The organism is uncultured Roseobacter sp. (assembly GCF_947491795.1).
Classification (GTDB): Bacteria; Pseudomonadota; Alphaproteobacteria; order Rhodobacterales; family Rhodobacteraceae; genus Roseobacter.
This window is the reverse complement of the sequence record NZ_CANLKW010000006.1, coordinates 24174-47831: the sequence shown is the minus strand read 5'-3', so window position 1 is coordinate 47831 and position 23658 is coordinate 24174. Positions and strand designations below refer to the sequence as shown.

The 23658-nt window shown below is 61.6% G+C and carries 21 protein-coding genes; 12 read left to right on the top strand and 9 right to left on the bottom strand.

Annotated features, from left to right (window positions below; genetic code table 11):
• The 9 genes from Q1A34_RS19220 to Q1A34_RS19180 form a co-directional block, all read right to left on the bottom strand.
• Positions 1–2085, bottom strand: a complete 2085-nt coding sequence (locus Q1A34_RS19220; RefSeq protein WP_300038355.1) for an MlaD family protein — start codon at positions 2083–2085, stop codon at positions 1–3.
• The gene (locus tag Q1A34_RS19215) at positions 2078–2683 is read right to left on the bottom strand and encodes a paraquat-inducible protein A (protein ID WP_300038490.1); all 606 of its coding nucleotides are present in this window, start codon (positions 2681–2683) and stop codon (positions 2078–2080) included. Before Q1A34_RS19215 ends, Q1A34_RS19220 begins: the two co-directional genes overlap by 8 nt.
• An 11-nt stretch (positions 2684–2694) precedes the next feature.
• Complete coding sequence (locus tag Q1A34_RS19210; RefSeq protein WP_300038353.1) at positions 2695–3333, bottom strand: paraquat-inducible protein A; 639 nt, start codon at positions 3331–3333, stop codon at positions 2695–2697.
• Between the two features lie 152 nt (positions 3334–3485).
• Complete coding sequence (gene idi / locus Q1A34_RS19205; protein ID WP_300038348.1) at positions 3486–4025, bottom strand: isopentenyl-diphosphate delta-isomerase; 540 nt, start codon at positions 4023–4025, stop codon at positions 3486–3488.
• Entirely contained in the window at positions 4022–5203 is a 1182-nt protein-coding gene (locus Q1A34_RS19200; RefSeq protein WP_300038345.1) for a geranylgeranyl diphosphate reductase, read from the bottom strand. The genes idi and Q1A34_RS19200 overlap by 4 nt, the downstream gene beginning before the upstream one ends.
• A gap of 1 nt (position 5204) precedes the next feature.
• Positions 5205–6509, bottom strand: coding sequence for a BCD family MFS transporter (locus tag Q1A34_RS19195; protein WP_300038342.1), 1305 nt, complete (start codon positions 6507–6509; stop codon positions 5205–5207).
• Positions 6506–7405, bottom strand: a complete 900-nt coding sequence (gene chlG / locus Q1A34_RS19190; protein ID WP_300038338.1) for a chlorophyll synthase ChlG — start codon at positions 7403–7405, stop codon at positions 6506–6508. Before chlG ends, Q1A34_RS19195 begins: the two co-directional genes overlap by 4 nt.
• Positions 7406–7461: 56 nt before the next feature.
• A complete protein-coding gene (gene ppsR / locus Q1A34_RS19185) occupies positions 7462–8889 on the bottom strand; it encodes a transcriptional regulator PpsR (RefSeq protein WP_300038335.1) in 1428 nt (475 codons plus the stop codon).
• Positions 8886–9668, bottom strand: coding sequence for a cobalamin-dependent protein (locus Q1A34_RS19180; RefSeq protein WP_300038332.1), 783 nt, complete (start codon positions 9666–9668; stop codon positions 8886–8888). The genes ppsR and Q1A34_RS19180 overlap by 4 nt, the downstream gene beginning before the upstream one ends.
• Positions 9669–9964: 296 nt before the next feature.
• Between Q1A34_RS19180 and bchF the strand changes: the two genes are divergently transcribed.
• The 12 genes from bchF to acsF all read left to right on the top strand — a co-directional run bounded on the left by bchF (position 9965) and on the right by acsF (position 23588).
• Positions 9965–10477, top strand: a complete 513-nt coding sequence (gene bchF, locus Q1A34_RS19175) for a 2-vinyl bacteriochlorophyllide hydratase (RefSeq protein WP_300038329.1) — start codon at positions 9965–9967, stop codon at positions 10475–10477.
• Positions 10474–11760 (top strand): ferredoxin:protochlorophyllide reductase (ATP-dependent) subunit N, encoded by a 1287-nt coding sequence (locus Q1A34_RS19170; RefSeq protein WP_300038326.1) that lies wholly within the window; start codon positions 10474–10476, stop codon positions 11758–11760. The genes bchF and Q1A34_RS19170 overlap by 4 nt, the downstream gene beginning before the upstream one ends.
• Before the next feature lie 70 nt (positions 11761–11830).
• Entirely contained in the window at positions 11831–13393 is a 1563-nt protein-coding gene (gene bchB / locus Q1A34_RS19165) for a ferredoxin:protochlorophyllide reductase (ATP-dependent) subunit B (RefSeq protein ID WP_300038323.1), read from the top strand.
• On the top strand, positions 13383–16955 hold the full coding sequence (locus Q1A34_RS19160; RefSeq protein ID WP_300038319.1) for a magnesium chelatase subunit H: 3573 nt from the start codon (positions 13383–13385) through the stop codon (positions 16953–16955). Before bchB ends, Q1A34_RS19160 begins: the two co-directional genes overlap by 11 nt.
• A 94-nt stretch (positions 16956–17049) precedes the next feature.
• Positions 17050–17949 carry a ferredoxin:protochlorophyllide reductase (ATP-dependent) iron-sulfur ATP-binding protein gene (bchL, locus tag Q1A34_RS19155; protein ID WP_300038316.1) on the top strand — a complete coding sequence of 300 codons (900 nt, stop codon included), beginning with the start codon at positions 17050–17052 and terminating at the stop codon, positions 17947–17949.
• On the top strand, positions 17949–18692 hold the full coding sequence (bchM, locus tag Q1A34_RS19150) for a magnesium protoporphyrin IX methyltransferase (RefSeq protein ID WP_300038313.1): 744 nt from the start codon (positions 17949–17951) through the stop codon (positions 18690–18692). The genes bchL and bchM overlap by 1 nt, the downstream gene beginning before the upstream one ends.
• Positions 18689–20119: a PucC family protein gene (locus Q1A34_RS19145; RefSeq protein ID WP_300038310.1), complete on the top strand. Its 1431-nt coding sequence runs from the start codon at positions 18689–18691 to the stop codon at positions 20117–20119. Before bchM ends, Q1A34_RS19145 begins: the two co-directional genes overlap by 4 nt.
• A gap of 22 nt (positions 20120–20141) precedes the next feature.
• On the top strand, positions 20142–20909 hold the full coding sequence (gene puhA, locus Q1A34_RS19140) for a photosynthetic reaction center subunit H (protein WP_300038307.1): 768 nt from the start codon (positions 20142–20144) through the stop codon (positions 20907–20909).
• 110 nt (positions 20910–21019) lie between these two features.
• Positions 21020–21667, top strand: coding sequence for a photosynthetic complex putative assembly protein PuhB (gene puhB, locus Q1A34_RS19135; RefSeq protein WP_300038304.1), 648 nt, complete (start codon positions 21020–21022; stop codon positions 21665–21667).
• 4 nt (positions 21668–21671) lie between these two features.
• A complete protein-coding gene (gene puhC / locus Q1A34_RS19130) occupies positions 21672–22139 on the top strand; it encodes a photosynthetic complex assembly protein PuhC (RefSeq protein ID WP_300038301.1) in 468 nt (155 codons plus the stop codon).
• 19 nt (positions 22140–22158) lie between these two features.
• A complete protein-coding gene (locus Q1A34_RS19125; protein WP_300038298.1) occupies positions 22159–22455 on the top strand; it encodes a hypothetical protein in 297 nt (98 codons plus the stop codon).
• A complete protein-coding gene (gene acsF / locus Q1A34_RS19120; RefSeq protein WP_300038295.1) occupies positions 22452–23588 on the top strand; it encodes a magnesium-protoporphyrin IX monomethyl ester (oxidative) cyclase in 1137 nt (378 codons plus the stop codon). Before Q1A34_RS19125 ends, acsF begins: the two co-directional genes overlap by 4 nt.
• The last annotated feature ends 70 nt before the right edge of the window (positions 23589–23658 follow it).

Here is a 23658-nt window from a genome sequence, read left to right as displayed (position 1 = left end):
TCAGCGTCCTCTGATCAGCGCACTGGGATTACGTTCCAGCAACCGCGCAAGTGAAGTGATGGCCTCTGCCGCCTCCGAGATTTCCCGCAGGGCCGCCTGGGCATCCCGGCTGAGGGTCTCACCCCTGTTATAGCCCGCAATCGTCGCGCTGGCCTGATCAAACACTTCTGTGATCCGTTCGACAAGTGCAGGCAGGTCCTGGCTGGACAGAGCCACGGCATCCGCCGCCTCCCGCGTCGATTTCAGCGTCGCATTGACGTTTTCAACTGCACCGCCCTGGCGCAGTTCCGCAAGCGTAGCGTTCAGCTCGTCCAGGGCCGCACCCAGAGAGGCAGGCAGGTCCTGTGCGGCAGTCGTACTCAGGATCTCGTCGACAGACCCCAGCAAATCTGTGACCTGCTCTGTCAGCGCATCCAGCGGCAGGGCCGCCGCCCGGGCTGCAACCTCCGTCAGCTGATCCAGAAGATCCGGCAGCCCGGAGACCGAGGCCGCGACAGACGCCGCTGCGAGGTTCGCGGCATCAATCGCCGAGACGATCCGTGACACAGCCTTTTCTTCCTCCAGCTGCGCAAGCAGCGCTTCGAGACGGCCCAGAGCAGCAGTCAGTGCAACAGGGATTTCCTGAACCGACGGATCGTTCACAATACCACGCAGATCACCCAGCAGGGCGCGTACATCCTGCGGTGCCTCGCGCAGATCCGGATCGGAAACCAGCGCCGCAGCACCATCGACAAACCTGATGGCACTGTTCAGCAGATCCTCAAACGGCAGGCTGTTGATCCGCGAGAACACACCCTCAACCGTCGCCGCGGCATCTGATATCTCACTGTCGGTGGATGGCATACGGGGCAGGCCAGCCTCGGGCATCGACAGTTCCGCTGGCCGGGCATCGGCCACCTCAACCAGCTCCACTTTCAACCCCCCCGTCAGCAGACTGGCAGAGGCCAGACGCGCGCGCAGGCCTTCGGCCACGCGGGCAGAGAGGAAATCAAGCGCTGACGCGGGGCTGGCTTCGCCAGGAAGACCAAGCCGGGCAGGCTGAACACCGACCACCGCATTCAGACGGACGCGCGCATCGCCAAAGGCGGCCTCATCCACAATCCCTGAAATGCTTTCCACAGTCCCGATCCGCAAACCGCTCAGCTCAACAGGGGCCCCAAGCGCAAGACCTGAGATGTTCTCGTCAAACACAATCTGCAGTTCCAGCACTTCAACCTCGGACGCATTGAAAACGCTGTTCCGGGCGGTAACAGAATCGCCGAACACTTCAAAAACCGTACCATCCACCACCGGTGAACCACCGGAGACAAAGGTATCAAACGTAATGCCCCCGCCGACCAGAGAGGCGATGGACGAGAAATCGACCTCTGCACCGCCCGGCCCGATGGACACACTGAAACCAGAAATATCCCAGAACCGGGTCGACCGGGTAATCAGTCCTCTGTGCGGCTCATAAATCACCGCTTCCGCGATGGCGAAACTGCCCTCCCGGGAAATGCGTGCCGGTCCGACGCGCCCGACCTCGATGCCCCGGTACAGGATTGGCACATCATCAGACATGGTGCCGCCGGGGATGGTGCGCAGGGCAATCTGAAGCCCCTCATCGCCTGACTGAAACAGCGGTGCAGTAGCCCGCCCTTTGAAAGCGCTGCGGGGCAGTCCGATCTCTCCGTCCCAGGAGCCTTCTATGAAAACACCGCTCAGCACTGTGTCCAGTCCGGTGACCCCGCGCGCCGACAGCTCAGGCTGAACAACCCAGAAACTGGCACCGGCATCCACATAGGGTGCTACGTCCTTGTTTACCCGAACCTCGGCCACTACGCCTTCAAGGCCGGCGGCAAAACCAACCTTTTCGACAATGCCGACTTTCACATCCCGAAACCGTACTTCGGTCTGGCGGGCCGTGATCCCGGCACCGTTCTCGAATTCAATGGTGATCAGCGGGCCGCGCGCGTTAAACGACTGCCAGGCAACAAACAGGGCGATAAAAACAGCCGCCAGCGGGATCAGCCAGATGATTGACGCCCGTCCCACGCCGGAAGAGCGCGCAGGTTCGATGGCCACCTGGGATGGCTTGTCATTCATGCCTTTGCGCTCCTTCGCTTTGTGCCTGGACATCCCAGATCAGACGGCTGTCAAATGCCTGTGCTGCCAGCATTGTAAAGATGACCGACAGGGCAAAGAACAGACTGGCTATTCCGGGCTGGACCGCAACCAGAGTATTCAGTTGCACCAGCGACGACATGATCGCAACAACAAAGATGTCGATCATAGACCAGCGCCCGATGTATTCCACGACCTCAAACAGCAGCTGACGCTGATGCGCAGACACCGACGAAGGCCGCGTGACAGATATCGCCAGAAAGCCGATGGCCATAAACTTGGCCAGCGGGATCACGACGCTGGCAATCAGGATCACAGCCGCGACAAAGTAACTGCCGTATTCAATAAAACTGATCGCGCCGCCGACAATTGTATCCTGCTGCACCGAAAACAGCGTGCGTGTGCGCAGCATCGGATAGAGATTGGCAGGGATGTAGCAAATCAGGCCCATCAGAAGCATGGCCCAGACACGCTGGAGACTATGCGGATCCCGCACAGACATCCTGTGCCCGCAGCGCCCGCAGCGGTGCGTTGTGTCCGGCCAGACCTGTGCACACCGCCTGCAACAGACGAGACCCATATCGCGGGCGTTTATGATGCCGCCGGTTTGCTCAGCGCGTTCCATACAGACCATCTGCACAAATAGGTTTCGTTGACGATGACCAGCAGAACAAGTGCTGAAAACATCCAGAAGGCGGGTCCGAAAGAAACATCTGCAAGGTCACTGATTTTGATCAGAGCAACAGCACAGCCGATCACAAAGATTTCTGCCATGGACCAGGGCCGCAGGGCCTCGGAGACACGGAATGCCTGGCTGGCATAGCGTGCAGGCGGCTGGTCCCTGACGATCGGCACCAGCACATAAAGAGACAGCAAAACGCGGGTCAGCGGGAAAAAGACGATAAGCGCTGCTGTGGCCAGCGACAATACCACCAGCGGGCCATCACTGAAGGCAAGTGCTGCCTGCAGAACAGACACAGAGTTGGTCACCCCGCCGGCGGATATGGTGAGAAACGGAAAGACCGCAGCCGCCAGGATCAGGACAGCAATTGCAATGGACAGGGCGATGATCTGCTTGCCCGCTTTTGCGCGTGGTGTGATCAGGACAGTCCCACAGCGCTGGCAGATCGCGCGCTCGCCCGCGGCGGGCCGGGCAAGTGTCCAGGCCGCATCGCACTGCGGACAGACGATCAGATCTGTTCTGGGAACCGGTGTTTCACTCGTATCCATTCAGCGTTTCTGCCCGTACCTGAATTCTGGTTACTGATCTGCAGTATCGGCTGTCCGGGGTATGCTCTGCAAGCCCGCAGATCACGTTCACGCAGCGCTGAAGGGCAGGCGTTTCATTAACATAACCCTGATTATGGCTAGCTCAGATGCTCTCAGCCCTGTTCTGTTTCCGCCAGCGCGCCGAAAATCGTGGCCGCGTGGTCGCGCAGATAGATCTGCAGCCAGGGCGTATAGCGCTCCGGGTGCCGCGCGACCGCTGCGATCAGATCCGGAAACCGGATCCATTCCACGGCCATCACCTCTTCCGGGTTCGGCTCTATCACCAGGCTGTCGCCCGCTTCGGCAACATAGACGTCCACCACCTCATGCTCGGTCAGGCCGTCCCCGACTTCGGCGCGGTACTCCAGGTGGTGGCGGTGATCCGGTGCCAGGCCCTTGATACCCAGTTCGTCATCCAGCCGCCGGTTGGCGCAATCCAGCGGCGCTTCGTCCCATTGCGGATGCGTGCAACAGGTGTTCGTCCACAGCCCCGGCGTATGATATTTACACATCGCCCGCTGCTGCATCAGCACAGCATCCCCTTTGAGAACGAACACGGACACAGCCTTGTGCCGCAGGCCTTTGACATGGGCCTCCAGCTTTTCAACCGGTGTCAGTGTTCCGTTTACCCAGGCCGGGATCATGATCGTCATACGCGTGTCGTTGCCACAAGCCCGGTCAGATGTGCAAGGTTCTTCAATCCGATTTTCAGGTGCGCCATGGGCCGCGCCCGCACCAGTTTCTTGTTCATATAGGCCTCAAAGGTCAGGCGCTGCACGTCGATGTCATGGCACAGCGACACAAACCGTTCGCGGCGTTCATCACTGCGGTAGTATGCGTTCTGCATAGACCCCAGCACCCGGAAAACCATTTTGTGCTCTTTCATAAAGAGCTGCCGCGCCAGACGCAGATCCTTCACCCGGCCCGACGCAAGTGTGGCCGCACAGGCCGTCGCCGCGACACGGCCCCCGACCATCGCATAGTAAATCCCCTCACCCGACGATGGCGCCACGACACCGGCGGCATCACCGGCCAGCAGAACGTCTTTGCCATTGTCCCAGCGGTCCAGTGGGCGCAGCGGAATCGGCGCGCCCTCTTTGCGGATTGTCTCGCAGTCGGTCAGCCCGGAGGACTTCCGCAATGCGGCAGTTGCCTCTTTCAGGTTCACCGACGACAGCTCGGAGCCCATGCCGACGCTGGCACTGTCCCCATGCGGGAAAACCCAGCCGTAAAAATCGGGCGAGATTGATCCGTCATAGATCACGTCACAGCGTTTGGGATCATACACATCGGATTTGGGCGGGGCCTTGATGATCTCGTGATAGGCAAACACCAGTGGCACCTTGTCGGCGTCTTTCACCTCGGCCAGACCCACACGCGATTTCGCGCCATCTGCGCCGATGACCAGTTTGCAGGGCAGTTCGCGTTCCTGCTGGGTCGCCTTGTCCCGGTAAATCACAACCGGCGTGCCATCAGGCCGGTCGATCCGCACGAATGTCCCGGTGAAATAGTCCGCGCCGGCATCAGCCGCGCGCTGGCGCAGGAACGGGTCAAAATCCTTGCGGTCCACCATGCCCACAAACCCGTTCTCGATGGGAATGTCCACGTGACGCCCTGTGGGCGAAATCATCCGGGCGGTGTTCACCTTGGCCAGCAGCTGCGCATCGCTGATGTGAAAATCCTGCATCAGACGCGGTGGAATCGCACCGCCACAGGGTTTGATCCGCCCCTCCCTGTCCAGCAGCGCCACACGGTGGCCGGAGTTGACCAGATCAAGTGCTGCGGTGGCACCGGATGGCCCCCCGCCGACGACAACTACGTCATATTGCATATCATTCTCCCGCCATCATTGCTGTGCCCGCTGCCTGATTGGCGCGGGGTGTTGTCAGCCGCAGCGCAAGCACGGCAGCAATCAGAAATACAAAGCCCTCAAAAGCGAAAACGGTCCCATAGGCCACGGCATCGCTGGTCGTTATCTGGCGCATCACGTCGACCATCGCGGTGCCGATGAACGACCCCGTGCCAAAGGCAATCGCCTGTGCTGCACCAAACAGACCCATCCTCAGACCTTCACGGCCATCCCCGCCCTCGCGGGAGAGGCGCATCATGGCCCCGATGGCGGCGACGGCAAAGGCACCATTGGCCAGACCAAGTGTAAAGATATTGGGCCCCAGCGGCCAGGACGCCGCCTGGGTTCCGCCCCAGGCCAGACCAGTCAGCGCCACACCCGACAGGACACAGCCGCCGACAACCCAGAAACGGATCGGCACATGTACCCAGCGCGCCAGCAGCGTGCCGGACAAAAGCACCAGCAGCATCCCGCACAGAGCCCCGGCGTGATGCATCCCGCCCAGTTGCGTGCTCTGCCCGACGGTCAGGCCAAAGACATGGCCCGCAAAGGGTTCAAGGATCAGATCCTGGAGATTATAGGCAAGCATCGAGGCAAAGACGAAAACCGTGAAGTTCCGCAACCGCGGCGTGCTCCAGAACTCCCGCGCCACATCGCCGAAGGCCGCTTTTTCCCGGACCTGACTGATGCCGCCCTGCCCTTCCTGGCCCCAGACACCAATACAGGTAAGCGTCAGAGCAACAAGGCACACGCCCACAGTGACAGCCACCAGACGGCTGTGCGTATAGGGATCCAGCAACAGACCAGCGGTGATGCCGGTTGCCGCCAGGCCGAATATCATCATGATCCATACAAGGCTGCCCGCCGGTGCCTGGCGCGCCTCGCTCACGCGACTGGCCAGCAGAGCCAGCAGGTTTGTGCCCGCCGCACCGATCCCCAGCCCGATCAGCAGAAAGGACGGCACCGCAGCCGCGATCCCCATCCAGGCCGCGCGTTCCATCAGACCCACAGACAAGGCCGCGCACACGGCCCCCAGCGCCAGCAACGCAACACCGGCGATGATCCAGGGCGTGCGGCGACCGCCCTGATCCGCGCCATGACCGAAACGGGGACGCAGAAACTGCGTGCCGTAATAAAGAGACACCAGCAGCCCCGGCAGGATCGCTGGCAGTGCCAGTTCCACGACCATCACCCGGTTCATCGTGGCAGTTGTCAGCACAACAACCGATCCCAGTGCCATCTGCACCAGCCCCAGCCGCGCGATCCCTGCCCAGCTCAGCGGCCTCATGTCAGCCCCCGTATCGCAAAGGCCGTCACCATCATGCCGGTAATGTAAAGAAGAACACCCGTGCCGTTGTACCAGGGCGCTTTTGCCTTGGGGTCACGGAACATGATGGTCATTGCCCAGAACTGCAACGCAAGCACCGCTGCAACCGCAATGGCATGCAGGGGTCTGTCCCACAGGACCAGCAACGCTGTTACGATGATCTGCGGCACTGCCATCACAAGACAGGCAACGCGGGCCGCGCGTGCCGGCCCCAGAGTGACCGGCAGGGAATTGACCCCGGTTTGCCGGTCCCCTTCCAGCGCTTTGAAATCGTTCAGCGTCATAATACCGTGCGCGCCGATACCATAGAGCAAGGCAACAATCACAACCGGCAGCGCAGGCGCACCGGCGCTCAGCACTGCCGCCCCGGTAAACCATGGCAGGCTTTCATAGCTCAGACCCACCAGGCCCGGCCCCCACCAGCCCGAGCGTTTCAGACGCACCGGCTCTGCGGAATAGGCCCATGCGGCCAGGACACCGATCACCGTGGCCCCGAAACCCCAGGGACCCAGCTGCCAGCCAACCACCAGGGACAGCACGGACATCGCAAGCGCGATCCACAGACCCCAGCGGCCTGGTATCCGTCCGGACGGGATCGGCCTGTCGGGCTCGTTTATGGCGTCCACATGCCGGTCGCACCAGTCGTTGGCCGCCTGGCTCATCCCGCAGACAACCGGGCCTGCAAGCAGCACGCCCAGAAAAACAAGGCTCCACTGCCCTGACGGCGACACACCTGACGAAACAATACCGCACAGATAGGCCCACATCGGAGGAAACCACGTGATCGGCTTGATCAGACGCAGTGCGGCGGCTGGTTCAGGGAAACGGCGCGACTGTATGACCTGAGTGACAGACATGTGTCAACTATGGCTGACACTTCGAGTCGGTGCAAGTGGAAGAAAGGGCGCAGCCGTCAGCCGTTTTTGGCCAGCAATCCGTACTTGCGCAGCTTTACATACAGGCTCTGGCGCGACAGGCCGAGCATCTCTGCCGCCGCGACACGGTTGTTGTTTGTCAGCTCAACCGCTGTCTCGATACACATCTTCTCAACAACATCCGTGGTTTCAGCCACGATATCCTTGAGCGAGGCAGATCCCACCAGGTCCATGACCTTGCGCGCAGGCTCGGCGGGCATCTGGCCCGGACCGGCGACATTTCCGCCACCGCGGGTTGCCTCGGACCTGCTGACGTCGCGGATGATACAGCCGATTGCAGGCGCATCGCCGTCGTCCAGCCGTGTCGCAGATATTTCAACCGCAACACGGGTCCCGAGGTCATTGATCAGACGAGTTGTATAAAACCGCATCTGCCCGGACCGCTGCGGCTGGTCCGTCAGGACACCCAGGTCAATCTGACCGCGCGCAAGAAAATCGGCAAAGCTGCGCCCGACGACATCCGACAGATGCGGGGCACCCGCCAGGTCAAGAAAGCTTTCGTTGACAGACAGCACAACACCCTTGGGCGACATAAACAGCATCGCGTCTACGCCGGACCGGAACAGCGACAACATCTGGCCTGCACCGGCCTCTGCCGGTTTTCCCGCGCCCGGATCACTGCTCATGCGGCACAGCAGAACACGCTGTCCCGCCGCCCGGAAAACGACAGGCTGCAACACAACCTGCTGACCGGTCCGTGTAGCCCTCAGCGTGACCTGCCCGCCCTCTTCGGCGAGGGTTGCGTTCATCAGGCTTTCCGTCAGCTCGACACTCGAACGATCCGCGAAATGCTGGGCAAAGGCACTGCCCTGCAGAGCTTCGGCACTCAGGCCCAGCAACCCGGCAGCCGCCTCATTGGCATCCTCGATCCGCCCGGTCAGGACAGAAACAAAGGCAACCGCCTGCGAGCTGTTCGACATCAGCACCCGGTAGCGCGCGTCAAATTCGCGCCGCGCCTCATAGCCCTGCTCCAGCGCTATCTGCGCCTGAACCAGTTGCTGCTGGGTTTCCGCAATCGGCCGCAGATCGCGGCCGAGCAGCAGCGCGGCATCCTCCTGGCCAAACCGGTGGAATGTATAACGCACAGGATACTGCCAGACCGCATTGTCACTGTGGTTCAGCTCCAGGGGTTTGGCGGGAACCTCTCCGTCCAGATAGGCGCTGTGGGCTTTTTCAAACTTTGGCACAGACTCTACGGTCAGAAACTTGGTGACCGGGCGGCCTTCCCAGTGCTTCAGGTTTCCAAAGGAGTCGATGTGCGAATTCAGAACAACCGAAAGGATGATCCCTTCGGCAGAGACAACGAGCGCAATGTCAGAGGCGGCGCCAATGATGCTGCTCAGAAATTCCGGTTCGATCAGAGGGACTGCGCCGCTGCTCCAGAACGTATTTTCGCCAGTAGTCATAAACGCAGTGACGCGGCAGATCTGGCCATACAAAACGATACAGCCTCCGCCACACGCCTTGTCACAATGTCCACACCCGTCAGGTCTTTCAGTTCCTCTTCGTCCCCTTCGATCGCACCGCCCAGAGCAACAACTGTCCCGTTCCCGGCAGCGCTCCGAATGGTCTGCACCGTCCTGCGCGCACTTTCAAGTGTTTCGGACCGTGCGCAGGTAATCAAAATCAGATCGGGTGCATCCTGCATCAGACGGAATGTCAGGGAACCCGCATCCTCATCATAGGAACTGCTGACTTCACAGCCCATACGGCGCAACTGGGCGTCCAGCACGCTCGCCCCCAGAAAATGCTGCTCGCCCGCAGGGACAAGGACCAGCACATGTAAACGGCCCTGATCGGTTTTGTGGTCTAACCGCATGGTCCGGGCAGCTTCTCCGACCAGAGACTGCAACCGCAGCGTTCCGATCGTCACCTGGGCAAAGGATATGTCGTCAGCCACCCAGTCACTGCCAAGCTCTCGCGCAACGCAGGGAACATAGTTGTCGATGATATCGTCGGTGGTCACGCGGTGACCGCGTAGCTCTTCAAAAAGGTTGCCCGCCGAAAACGGGCCGGGGCACAGAATGGCGCGCATCAGATGATCCAGCACAAAGCGCCGGAGCCCGTCAGCAGACACAGCCTGCCTGTCACTGAGTACCGATATTACCCGCGTTGCGAGCGCGTCGACATGAACCGGTCGGTTGCGCCAGGCGCCACGCGGGTCAGTATGATCATCCGTCGACATGGCTTTTCCCAGGGTACTCCGGGTACAGTTCTCCCGGACTTACTTTGCGCGTCAAAGGTCTGCCCTTCCCCCATGAATGTCAAATCAAATTGACATGTTTTCCCAGAAAGACGGGCCGGATTGCGCTAAAGATCTGCGCTTTCCTCATATTTTCCACGTATTCGTTAATTTCATCTTAAAAAAGTGTCATTCCGGATTGTCATCGAAGATTCGCAAGTGTGTAAGTTATAGTTGACACTTTTCCCCAAAAGTCGCACCTTTCCGGGTAACAGCCTGCAAAAAAGGTCACCATCCGGATGCACAGCCAGAAGCCACGAAAAAGCGTCCCCGCGGGCCTGTATTCCCCAGAGGAACGCGCCCGCCGTGACGCTACGGGCTGGACCACTGTCCAGGGCATTCTGGCACCCTTGCAGTTTGTAATTTTCCTCGCATCTGTCGTGCTGGTTGTGCGCTATCTCTGGACAGGCGACGGATATATGGCTGCAACGGTCTCCGTGCTGCTCAAGACGCTGGCGCTCTACGTGATCATGGTGACCGGCGCGATTTGGGAAAAAATCGTTTTCGGTCAGTACCTTTTCGCACCCGCCTTCTTCTGGGAGGACGTTTTCTCCTTTGCAGTCATCGCCCTGCACACGCTCTATCTCTGGGGTCTGCTTTCCGGCGCGATGGACCCGGTCACTCAGATGGTCGTCGCTCTCGTGGCCTACGCGGCCTATGTGGTGAACGCAGTTCAGTTCGTGCTGAAACTCCGGGCCGCACGACTGCAGGCCGCCGCACATTCTGACACGACAGCGGGGGTCGCCGCATGAACGATCTTCCCCGCCTTCCGGTTACCGGTGGTTGTCGTGACGAGCCGATTCTCAAGCAGCGCGGGCAACGGGAGGTTTTCTGCGGTCTGACGGGAATCATCTGGCTGCACCGCAAGATGCAGGATGCCTTCTTTCTGGTGATCGGCAGCCGGACCTGCGCGCACCTGCTGCAATCCGCCGCCGGTGTGATGATTTTCGCCGAACCCAGGTTCGGCACCGCCATCCTCGAGGAAACGGATCTCGCCGGTCTGGCCGACGCACAGGCAGAACTCGACAAGGTGGTGGATCAGCTGCTGGCCCGCCGCACCGACATCAAACAGCTCTTTCTGGTCGGCTCCTGCCCTTCCGAGGTGATCAAACTCGACCTCAGCCGCGCCGCTGAGCGTATGACCGAAAAATATGCGCCGTCGGTTCGCGTGCTCAACTTCTCCGGCTCCGGGATCGAGACAACATTCACCCAGGGCGAAGACGCCTGCCTTGCTTCGATGGTGCCGGTTCTGCCGGAAACCACAGAACGCCAGCTGCTTCTGGTCGGCGCCCTGCCAGACGTGGTCGAGGAACAGGCCGTTTCCCTGCTGACACAGATGGGTATCGGACCTGTCCGGGTTCTGCCGGCCCCGCGCGCCGACAGCGATCTGGGCATCGGCGAAAACACGGTCTTTGCCCTCACGCAGCCCTTCCTGGGCGACACCCATGCCGCCCTTGAACGGCGCGGTGCGCACCACCTCGCAGCCCCCTTTCCCTTTGGCGAGGAAGGCACCACCGCCTGGCTGCGCGAAATCGCTGATGAATTCGGCGTAGACGCCGAAACCTTTGACCGGGTCACCGCAGCGCCCCGCGCCCGGGCCCGCAAGGCCATCGCCCAGGCCTCCGAAAGCCTGCGCGACAAAACAGTGTTTTTCTTCCCCGACAGCCAGCTTGAAATCCCCCTCGCCCGTTTTCTGACGCGCGAATGCGGCATGCAGGCGGTCGAGGTCGGCGCCCCCTTTATCCACAAGGGCATCGTCGGACCGGACCTCGATATGCTGGCCCAGGGGCCAACCCTTTCAGAAGGCCAGGATGTGGACCTCCAGCTGGACCGCTGCCGCAGCGCGCGCCCCGATCTGACAGTCTGCGGTCTGGGGCTCGCCAATCCGCTGGAAGCCGAGGGGCTCGCAACCAAATGGGCGATCGAACTGGTCTTCACGCCGGTGCATTTCTACGAGCAGGCGGGGGATCTTGCCGGGCTCTTCTCGCGCCCGGTCCGCCGCAAGGACCTGCTCAGAGTGGAGGCCGCTGAATGAGACCGCTTTTTCTTCTGGCCGGAAATATCCCGGGGAGCGCGAGGGGCCGGCCCCTCGCAGACGCCCGCAGATGAAGCTGACCGTCTGGACATACGAGGGCCCGCCCCATGTCGGCGCCATGCGCGTCGCAACCGGCATGAAGGGCCTGCACTACGTGCTGCACGCGCCGCAGGGTGACACCTATGCCGATCTGCTCTTCACGATGATCGAGCGGCGCGACCACAGGCCGCCCGTGACCTACACCACCTTCCAGGCGCGCGATCTGGGCTCGGATACTGCCAATCTGTTCAAAACATCGCTCGAGGAAGCCTACGAACGCTTCAAACCCGAAGCCCTGATCGTCGGCGCCTCCTGCACCGCCGAGCTGATCCAGGACGACCCCGGTGGCATGTCCGAGACCATGAATATCCCCGTGCCTGTGATCCCGCTGGAACTCCCCAGCTACCAGCGCAAAGAGAACTTTGGCGCGGATGAGACCTTCTTTCAGATCGTCCGCACCCTTGCCAGGCCCATGGAGCGCACGCGGCAGATCACCTGCAACCTGATCGGGCCGACAGCTCTGGGCTTTCGCCACCGCGATGACATTACCGAGGTTACCGCCCTGCTGTCCGACATGGGCATCAGCGTCAACGTCGTCGCCCCGATGACCGCGTCGCCCTCTGATATCAGACGCATCGGTGCGGCCCATTTCAACGTGCTGATGTATCCTGAAACCGCCGAATCCGCCGCGCGCTGGATGGAACGCGAACTGGATCAGCCCTGGACGAAAACCGTGCCCATCGGCGTGGGAGCGACGCGCGATTTTGTAAAAGAGGTCGCACAGATCACGGGCGTCGACCCCTGGCTGGACGAAAGCCGTCTGCGCCTGCCCTGGTACTCTAAATCAGTGGACAGCACATATCTGACCGGAAAACGCGTATTTCTTTTCGGGGACGGAACCCACGTTGCCGCAGCGGCCCGCGTGGCCCGTGACGAGATGGGCTTCGAAGTTGTGGGGCTGGGTTGCTACAACCGCGAAACCGCCCGTCAGATCAGGACCCTCGCCAAAGACTATGGCGTGACAGCTCTGATCACGGATGACTATCTGGAGGTCGAGCGGACCATTGAGGCGCTGCAGCCGGAAATGATCCTCGGCACCCAGATGGAGCGCCATATCGGCAAACGCCTGGGCATCCCCTGTGCGGTGATCTCTGCCCCGGTGCATGTTCAGGATTTCCCGGCACGCTACTCCCCGCAAATGGGCATTGAGGGGGCGAATGTGCTTTTTGATACCTGGGTGCATCCACTGGTCATGGGCCTTGAAGAGCATCTTCTGCATATGTTCCGGGACGATTTTGAGTTTCATGATGCCGCCGGGCCCTCCCATCATGGTGGTCACGCACCAAAACCGGAAGCCCGCGGGGGGCCAGCCCCCCAGGCTGCGCCTGCCCCCCGGGATATTTCCCGCCAGAAGAACGAAGGGTCCGGTGTCGAAGTGATCTGGCTGGATGATGCCGAACGCGAGTTGCGGAAAATCCCCTTCTTTGTGCGGGGCAAGGCGCGCCGGAATACTGAAGCATTTGCCAGCGCGCGCGGTGTCGCGGAGATCAGTGTCGACACACTTTATGAGGCAAAGGCCCATTATGCGCGATGACGCTGGCATAAAGGGGCGTCTGCCCGGCTACCGCGTCGTGATCCTGACGCTGGACAGCCATGCTGCGGGTCCTGCGATGCGGGCAATGGACCGGCTGAGCCTCGATTATCCCGGTCTGTCCCTGTCGATCCATGCGGCCGCCGAATGGGGCGAGACCCCCGGCGCCTTTGAGGCCGCGCGCGAAGCGGTGGAGACAGGCGATATTATTCTGTCGAACCTGCTCTTTCTGGAAGAACATATTGCGCGCATTCTGCCTGCTCTTGAGGCGCGGCGGGATCACTGCGATGCGATGATCGGCATTATTGCTGACGCGGCTGTTGTGCGGCTGACCCGGATGGGCGGTCTGGACATGATGGCCCCTGAATCCGGCGCGCGCCGTCTGATGAAAAAGTTGCGCGGCTCGTCAAAACCCTCCAGCTCTTCGGGTGCTGACAAAATGGCGCTGCTGCGCCGGTTGCCCAAGATCCTGCGGTTCATTCCGGGTAAAAGCCAGGACCTGCGTGCCTGGTTTCTGACCATGCAGTACTGGCTGGGCGGGTCTGACGATAATGTCGAGGCGATGATCCGGTTTCTGCTGAACCGCTACGCAAAAGGGACCGGCTGGGAAAACGCGCCAGAGGCCGCGGCCCCGGTGGAGTACCCCGACGCCGGGCTCTATCATCCGGATCTGCCCGGGCGGATCACCACAGATATCACAGCCCTGCCCACACCGGACGGGGCGCAATACACCGTTGGCCTGCTGATGATGCGGTCATATGTGCTGTCCTCTGACACGGCGCATTATGATGCCGTCATCCGGGCCTTTGAGGCCCGCGGCATCCGTGTTCTGGCTGCCTTTGCGGGCGGGCTCGATGCGCGCCCTGCGGTTGATGCCTATTTCAGAGACGCCGACGGCGTTCATATTGATGCGATGGTCTCACTGACCGGGTTCTCGCTGGTGGGCGGCCCTGCATATAATGACAACGTCTCGGCGATTGAGGTGCTTAAGGGCCTTGATGTGCCCTATGTTGCGGCCCATCCGCTGGAGTTTCAGACACTGGCGCAATGGGCCGACAGCGCGCAGGGTCTCGGACCGATCGAGACCACGATGCTTATTGCTCTGCCGGAACTGGACGGCGCGACCAACCCCACCGTTTTTGCCGGTCGTCACGGAGAGGCGGGCTGCAACGGTTGTGCCCATCGCTGTGCCAGCGTCTCTGACGCCAAAGCCATGGCCCCCTGCCCCGAACGCATCGACAGCCTCGTGGAAAAGACCATCAGGCTGGCCCGTCTGCGCCGCAGCGAACGTGCCGACAAGAAAGTGGGCATTGTTCTGTTTGGTTTCCCCCCCAATGCGGGCGCTGTTGGCACCGCCGCTTATCTGAGCGTTTTCCAGAGCCTTTTCAACACGTTGGCGCGGCTCCAAGAGGACGGATATTCGGTGGATGTCCCTGCCTCTGTTGAAGATCTGCGCGCGGCAGTCCTTGAGGGAAATGCCGCCGAATTCGGCCAGGAAGCCAATGTTGCCGCCCATGTGAGTGCGGATGCGATTGTTCAGGGCACGCCCGCGCTGGACGAGATCGAAGCCGTCTGGGGCCCGGCCCCCGGCCGCGTGCAATCAGACGGGCGCGGGGTTTTCGTGCTGGGCCGTCAGTTTGGCAACGTCTTTGTCGGTGTGCAGCCCGCGTTCGGATACGAAGGCGATCCGATGCGGCTCCTGTTCGAGAAGGGTTTTGCGCCGACCCATGCCTTTATGACCTTTTATCTGTGGCTGCGAAACACATTCGAGGCGGATGTGCTGCTGCATTTCGGCATGCATGGCGCGCTGGAATTCATGCCTGGCAAGCAGGCCGGCCCGGGCGCGCAGGACTGGCCCGACAGGCTGATCGGCGAGATGCCGAATGTTTATCTTTATGCCTCGAACAATCCCTCCGAGGCGACCCTGGCCAAGCGGCGTTCCGGAGCGGTCACCGTGACCCATATGACCCCGCCGCTGGCGCAGTCCGGGCTTTACAAAGGGCTGGCGGAGCTCAAAGACAGCCTGACCCGCTGGCGCGCACTGCTGCCCGGTGCCTGTGAACGCGAAGAGCTGGAGGCGCTGATTGCCGATCAGGCGGAAGCCGTTGATATGGGCGGCACAGCCCCTGATGCGCTCTGGCTGAAGCTGCTGGAGACCGAGGATGCGCTGATCCCGGACGGGCTGCATGTTGTCGGCCAGAAAATCAGCGACAGCGCGCGTGCCGAATACATCAGCATCATGCAGGACGCCGATGACGAGACCCGCGCACGTGTCGACCAGCTGCTGCAGGAAGAAACCGAGCTGGACGCGATTTGCCGCGCGCTTGGCGGCCATTTCATCCCGCCGGTGCCCGGCGGCGACCTGATCCGGTCTGCAGATGTGCTGCCGACGGGTCGCAATATCCACGCCTTTGATCCGTTCCGCATGCCCACAGCCTTTGCCTGTCAGGACGGCGCGAAACAGGCGCAGCTGCTGCTGGACACACATGCTACCCTGCCCCGCACGGTGGCCCTGGTGCTCTGGGGCAGCGACAACATCAAATCCGACGGCGGCCCGATTGCCCAGGCTCTGGCCCTGATGGGCTGCACGCCGCGTTTTGACAGCTTTGGCCGCCTGGCCGGGGCTGATCTGATCCCGCTGGAGGCGCTGGGACGCCCGCGCATCGATGTCATCATGACGCTGTCGGGCATTTTCCGCGATCTGCTGCCCCTGCAGACCCGTATGCTGGCCGAGGCCTCGCTGAAATGCGCGCAGGCGGACGAGCCGCCCGAACAGAATTTCATCCGCACCCATGCGCTGGCCTATATGGAAAAAACCGGTTGCGGGATCGAAGAGGCCGCACTGCGGGTCTTTTCCAACGCCGAAGGGGCCTACGGCTCCAACGTCAATCAACTGGTCGACAGCTCTGCTTTTGGTGACGAGGACGAGCTGGCAGATGCCTATGAGGCGCGCAAAAGCTTTGCCTATGGCACCGACGGCAAAGCTTCGGCCAATGCCGGTCTGCTGCAGTCACAGCTGGCCGAAGTCGATGTGGCCTATCAGAACCTGGAATCGGTTGAGCTGGGTGTTACCACCGTTGATCACTATTTTGACACGCTGGGGGGCATTGCCCGCGCGGTCAAACGGGCCAGGGGGTCGGATGCGGCGGTCTATATCGGTGATCAGACACGCGGCGCGGGCAAAGTGCGGACCCTGAAAGATCAGGTGGCGCTGGAGACCCGTGCACGCAGTCTGAACCCCAAGTTCTACGAAGGTTTGCTGAAACACGGCGCCGAGGGTGTCCGCCAGATCGAGGCGCATGTGACCAACACCCTGGGCTGGTCGGCGACCACCGGGCAGGTCGATCCCTGGGTATATCAGCGGATTTCGGAAACCTTTGTGCTGGACGCCGAAATGCGCCAGCGGCTCGCAGATCTGAACCCGACGGCGTCGAGCCGAATGGCGAACCGTCTGCTGGAAGCCAATGACAGGAATTACTGGTCCCCGGACGCAGAGACGCTGGCAGCCCTCCAGGATGCTGCCGACGCGCTTGAGGACCAGCTCGAAGGGATCGCAGCACAATGATCCTCTGCGCAACATCAGCCCGCGGGAGCCTCCGGCGGGGATATTTAAAGCCAGAAGAAGCGGGGGGTGCGCGCCCTCCTGAAAGGAAACTGACATGAGTCCACTGGACAGAACACCCCCCTCTCTGCGCGGTCAGGACGGCGAAGGCTCCGTTCAGGTCCACCAAGATGAGACCGCCAAAATCGAGGGTGCCAAGGTCTTTTCCGTTTACGGCAAAGGCGGCATCGGCAAATCGACCACCTCTTCCAACCTGTCGGCAGCGTTTTCGATGCTGGGCCGGCGGGTGTTGCAGATCGGCTGTGATCCCAAACACGACAGTACCTTTACGCTGACCGGCACGCTGCAACCGACGGTCATCGATATTCTCAAGGAGGTGGATTTCCACCCCGAAGAGCTGCGCGCGGAGGACTTTGTTTTTGAAGGCTTCAACGGTGTGAAATGCGTCGAGGCCGGCGGGCCACCGGCGGGCACAGGCTGTGGCGGATATGTGGTTGGCCAGACGGTCAAACTGCTCAAACAGCACCACCTGCTGGAAGACACAGACGTTGTGATCTTTGACGTGCTGGGCGATGTGGTCTGCGGTGGTTTTGCCGCCCCCCTGCAGCATGCGGACCGCGCCCTGATCGTGACGGCCAATGATTTCGACAGCATCTATGCGATGAACCGGATCATCGCCGCCGTGCAGGCCAAATCGGCCAACTACAAGGTGCGGCTGGCGGGCTGTGTGGCCAACCGGTCGCATGAGACGGATGAGGTGGACCGCTATTGCAAAACCGTGGGCTTTAACCGGATTGCGCATATGCCTGATCTTGATGCGATCCGCCGCTCGCGTCTGAAGAAAAAGACCCTCTTTGAGATGCCCGATGACGAGGAGATCGTCCAGGTGCGCAAGGAATACATCCGTCTGGCCGAAACCCTGTGGAACGGGACAGAGCCGCTGGCCCCTGCCCCGCTGCCGGACCGCGAAATCTTTGAACTGCTTGGATTTGACTGATGCGCGATGAGGCAACCTTTGCAGAGGCGGGAGATATCCCGGCCCGGGCGGAAAAACCGGTGCCGGGATATGGCGCGACTCTGGAACGGGTAGAGACCTATTTCGACAAAACAGCCACCCGCACCTGGGAACGGCTGACCTCTGACGCGCCGGTTTCAAAGATCCGCCAGACTGTGCGCGAAGGCCGTGACCGGATGCGCGCGCTGCTGCTGAGCCGTCTGCCCGCCGATCTGACGGGCGCGCGGGTGCTCGATGCGGGCTGCGGCGCCGGTCAGATGACCATCGAGCTGGCAAAACGCGGCGCGGATGTGCTGGCCGTCGATATCTCGCCGCAACTGGTCGAGATTGCAGAGCAGCGTCTGCCCGCCGACCTGCGTAAACGGGTCAGCTTTGCCTCTGGCGACATGCTGCGCCCGGCGCTGGGGCGGTTTGATCATGTGATCGCCATGGACAGCCTGATCTACTACACCGCCGACGATATCGGCCGCGCGCTGGCCGCACTGGAAAAGCGCACATCGCGCACCATTGCCTTTACCGTTGCCCCGCGCACGCGCCTGCTGATGGCGATGTGGTATGCGGGCAAACTCTTTCCGCGCAGCGACCGCAGCCCGGTGATGATCCCCCATGCGCACCAGCCGCTGGCCCAGGCCGCGCGGTCGCAGGGTGTGAACGGCATGCTGCGTCCGGTGGACCGGATATCGTCGGGGTTCTACATTTCCGAAGCCCTGGAGCTGCGCGCATGAAGGCACGGCTGCAGAATATGTCCCTCAGGGCGATGCCATTCGCCGATGCCGCCAGCGACGGGCTGCCGATGGACCAGTTGCTGCGGCTGTCGCTCTTTCAGGTCTCTGTTGGCATGGCCTCTGTGCTGCTTCTGGGCACGCTCAACCGGGTGATGATCGTGGAGCTTTCGGTGCCTGCGATGATCGTGGCGATCATGATCGCGCTGCCGGTGCTGATCGCACCTTTCCGGGCCCTTTTGGGGTTCCGCTCTGACACCCATAAGTCCGCCATCGGCTGGAAACGGGTGCCCTATATCTGGTTCGGCTCGCTCTGGCAGTTCGGCGGGCTTGCCGTCATGCCCTTTGCCCTGCTGGTGCTGGGCGGGGACGTGGTGCACGAGATCCCCTTTGCCGGTGAAGTCCTGGCCGCTCTGGCCTTTCTGATGACAGGTCTGGGGCTGCATATGACCCAGACGGCAGGTCTGGCCCTGGCATCCGACCGCGCAGATGATGAAACGCGGCCACGCGTTGTCGCGCTGCTCTATGTGATGTTCCTGGTGGGCATGGGCGTATCTGCCGTGATCATCGGCACGCTGCTGACCGATTTCACCTCGCTGAAACTGATCCGCGTCATCCAGGGGGCTGCCGTTGTGGGCATCGGCCTGAACCTGATCGCGCTGTGGAAACAGGAACACGTCCGCCCCATGAGCCGCGCCGAACGCGCCGCCCCGCGCCCGAAATTCTCCGACGCCTGGTCTGATTTTACGAACGGTGGTCAGGCCGGACGACTGCTTGTGTGCGTTTTTGTGGGGACAATGGCCTTCAACATGCAGGACGTGCTGCTGGAGCCTTACGGCGGCGAAATCCTCGGGCTGTCGGTGTCGGCGACCACACTGCTGACCGCGCTCTGGGCTCTGGGCGCACTGATCGGCTTTGCTCTCGCCGGGGCGCGGCTTGCACGCGGCTCCAACTCTTTCCGCCTTGCCGGGGGCGGTATTCTGGCGGGCATCTGGGCCTTTTCGCTGGTGATCTTTGCCGCGCCCATGAATTCCGACGTGCTGTTCTTTGCCGGTGCGGGGCTCATTGGCTTTGGCGGCGGGCTTTTTGCGGTTTCAACACTGACTGCCGCGATGACCATGCCGGCGACCGGTACTGCCGGACGCGGTCTGGCGCTTGGCGCCTGGGGGGCCGCCCAGGCCACCGCTGCGGGCCTGTCCATCGCGATCGGCGGCGGGCTGCGCGACTGGGTCGGCCATGCGGCCACATCCGGCCAGCTGGGCGAGGCGCTGAACAGCCCCGCAACCGGCTATTCCTTTGTTTACCATACCGAGATTGGCCTGCTTTTCGTCACTCTCGTCATCCTGGGTCCGCTCGTGCGCCAAAGTGGTCCCCTCACCCCGATGGAAAGCGACATGCGCCCGATGGGCCTTGCCGATTTCCCGACATGACCCCGTTTCAGGAGGAAACACAATGACTGGAACATTCTTTGGCGAAGTAGATCTGGCGAGCGTAACGCTCTGGCTTTTCTACATATTCTTTGCGGCGCTGATCATCTGGATCCAGCGCGAGAACATGCGCGAGGGCTACCCGCTGGAAGATGACGAGGGCAACCCGTCGTCCAACACCGGCATGTGGCCACTGCCTGCGGACAAAACGTTCAAACTGCCCCATGGCCGCGGCGACGTGACCGTGCCCAGCGGACAGACCCCCGAACGCAGCGATATCGCGCTTAAACGCACAGGCCCCGGCAACGGCTATCCGCTGGAGCCCACAGGCGATCCGATGCTCGACGGTGTGGGCCCCGCCTCCTGGGCACCGCGCCGCGATGCCCCGGAACTGGATGGCCACGGGCATCCGAAAATCGTTCCGATGTCAGGCGCCGAAGGGTTCCGCGTTGCCGCAGGCCGCGATCCGCGCGGGCTGCCGGTGATCGCAGGTGACGGTGAAATCGTCGGCAAGATCACCGACATGTGGATTGATGAGCCCGAGCAGATGGTGCGCTACCTGGAAATGGAACTGGACAGCAAATGGGGCTCGGGCACGCGCCTGATGCCGCTGACCTTTGCGCGCATCTGGTCCGACCGGGTCAGTGTTCACGCGTTGCACGGCAAACATTTCGCGACCATCCCGACAATTGCCTCTCCCCGGCAGGTGACCTGCCTGGAGGAGGATAAAATCTCCGGTTACTACGGTGGCGGCAAGCTTTTTGCCGGTAACCGTGCGGACCCGAAGATCTGAGGCGGTGATGCCTCCTGCGTCATATCGGGTAACCGGTCCGGCCCTTTCGGGGTCCGGCCTGTCCCGGGTGGCGCATTCTGAACAGTGCACAGCAAAAGGAGATACTCGCCATGTCTCATAACCCCCACGTCCACGACGATTTTGAAATCGAGCCCGTTGAGGGGCTGCCCGAAAAACCACCCGCCGGAGAGCAGATCCTCTGGCAGGGGCGCCCGGACTGGCACGCGCTGGCGGTTGATGCGCTGGCACTGAAATGGGTGGCGGGGTATTTTGTGCTGCTGGCGCTCTGGCGGTTTGTCTCTGTGTCCGATCTGCTGCCGCTGGGCCGTGCCATCGGGGCGACAGTGCCTTTCCTGATGCTGGGGGCCGTGGTCTGCGGCCTGCTCCTCGCCGTTGCCTGGGTCCAGGCCCGGGCCACGATGTACACTGTCACAGACGCCCGCGTGGTCATGCGCATCGGGGCGGCCCTGACAGTGACGCTGAACCTGCCCTATACCCAGATCGGCAATGCCATGCTCGACCTGCGCCGGGGCGGCACCGGCACGATCGCGCTGGAGACGATGGGCGACACCCGGCTGAGCTATCTGGTCTGCTGGCCCCACGTGCGGCCCTGGTATATCAAACGCACCCAGCCCGCCCTGCGCTGCATCCCCGGCGCACAGGAGGTCGCAAGCCTGCTGGCCGAGGCCGCAGAAGCGCGGATTTCCGTGCCCGTGGTCAGCCGCCCGGCGGCCACAAATGCTCTGGCGGCGGAGTAAGATCATGGCAAGCCAGACACAGCCCCGCATCCACGCCAAACCCGAAGAGCTTGTCCCGCTGATCCTTGTGCGGGTCATGTTCGGCCTGGTTGGTCTGATCCTTGTCATCGTCAGCATCGCCACCTTTACGGGCCGCGAACCGGACAGCCAGCCGCCTGCGGGCGCCATTATCGCCCAGCGGGCCATCCACCTGTCGGGCGATGCATCGGGTGCGGCCCGCGTGCTGGACGAGACCGGCACCGTGATCGCCGATTTCGCGTCGGACAAGGGCGGCTTTGTCGCCGGCATCGAACGCGTGATTGCGCGCGAGCGTGGCAAGTCGGGTGCGGATACCACCGCCCCTGTGCTGTTGCAGCTGCGCGAAGGCAACCGCCTTTCCTTAAACGACCCCGTCACCGGATGGTCCGCCGAGCTTATGGGCTTTGGCGCATCCAACACCCGCACCTTCGCCAGGCTGCTGGTCCAACCCTGAACCATTGGAGGAAGCCACCATGGGACTACTGACAAAAGAGATCGAACGGGCCCCCTGCACCGTCGAGATCAGCCATAAATTCGAGAGCCTGCACGCGCATGTGCGGTTCAACAACGGCGCTGTGATCTATCCGGGCGATGAAGTCCAGGTCCACGGCGGAGAAATCATGGCCCCCTTCGGAGAGATCGTCTCTGAAGACCGCGAGGCCACAATCATCCGCGCCAGCAAACTCGAACGGCTCTGGACCCGCCTGACCGGCGACTTTGAGATCATGGAGCTGTGCGAGTTTTCCTTCTCAGAGGAGGTCACGCTGTGAACGTCCAGAACACACCCGAAAAGTACGAAGGCAAGCACACCGCCGACGCGACCACCGTCGAAGAAGGTCTCGCCATTCAGGAAGAACAGGCGAAATACGACGACGATTTCGCCACCGAGACGGCGATGTCCAACACGCTGCTCACCCCCCGGTTTTACACGACCGATTTTGATGAGCTGGACGCGATAGATGTCTCGCCGGTGCGCGGCGAATGGGACCGGCTGATCGCCCAGATGGAGGCCGACCCCAACAAAGGCCACTTCAAAAAGAACGACGACTGGGACACCGTGGACTGGGAAAACATGGAGCCGCAGCTCAAAAAGGAGTTCATCGACTTTCTGATCTCGTCCTGCACGGCCGAGTTTTCGGGCTGCGTGCTCTACAAAGAGATGAAACGGCGCGGCAACAACGAAGACATCACCCGTCTGTTCCAGCTGATGGCACGGGACGAAGCCCGGCACGCAGGCTTTATCAATGACGCCCTGCGCGAGGCGGGCCTGCGCGTGAACCTCGGGTTCCTGACGCAAAAGAAGAAATACACCTACTTCCGGCCCAAGTTCATCTACTATGCGACCTATCTGTCGGAAAAGATCGGCTATGCACGCTACATCACCATCTTCCGGCATCTGCAGGAAAACCCCCAGCACCGGTTCCACCCGATTTTCAAATGGTTCGAAGAGTGGTGCAATGACGAGTTCAGCCATGGCGAAGCCTTTGCCCTGCTGATGAAAACCGACCCCAAACTGACAAAAGGAAAGAACGTCCTCTGGATCAAATTCTTCCTGACGGCAGTCTATTCCACGATGTATGTGCGCGACCACCAGCGCCCGGCCTTTCACAAAGCCCTCGGCGTGGACCCGGACTGGTACGCGCATGAGGTCTTTACTAAGACCAGCAAGCTCAGCGAGCAGATTTTCCCGATCACGCTCGATATCGAACACCCGCGCTGGCAACCGGGACTGGAGAAAATGCAGAAAGCCAACGCCGATCTGGCACAGGCCAAAGAGGACGGGCGCTTTTTTGCGAAACTCGGGGCCCAGGCCCGCGCCGTCAGTGCCTTTGTCTCGTTGCTGCTGATCCCTGCGAAAAAGCATCAGGTGCCTGCACAGACCCGCCTGGAGCCGGCCTATTGAAACAGCCCGCCGGCATAACCGCCGCACCTGCGGACAGGCGCGCACCCTTGGGCCATACGAGGCCCTGCGC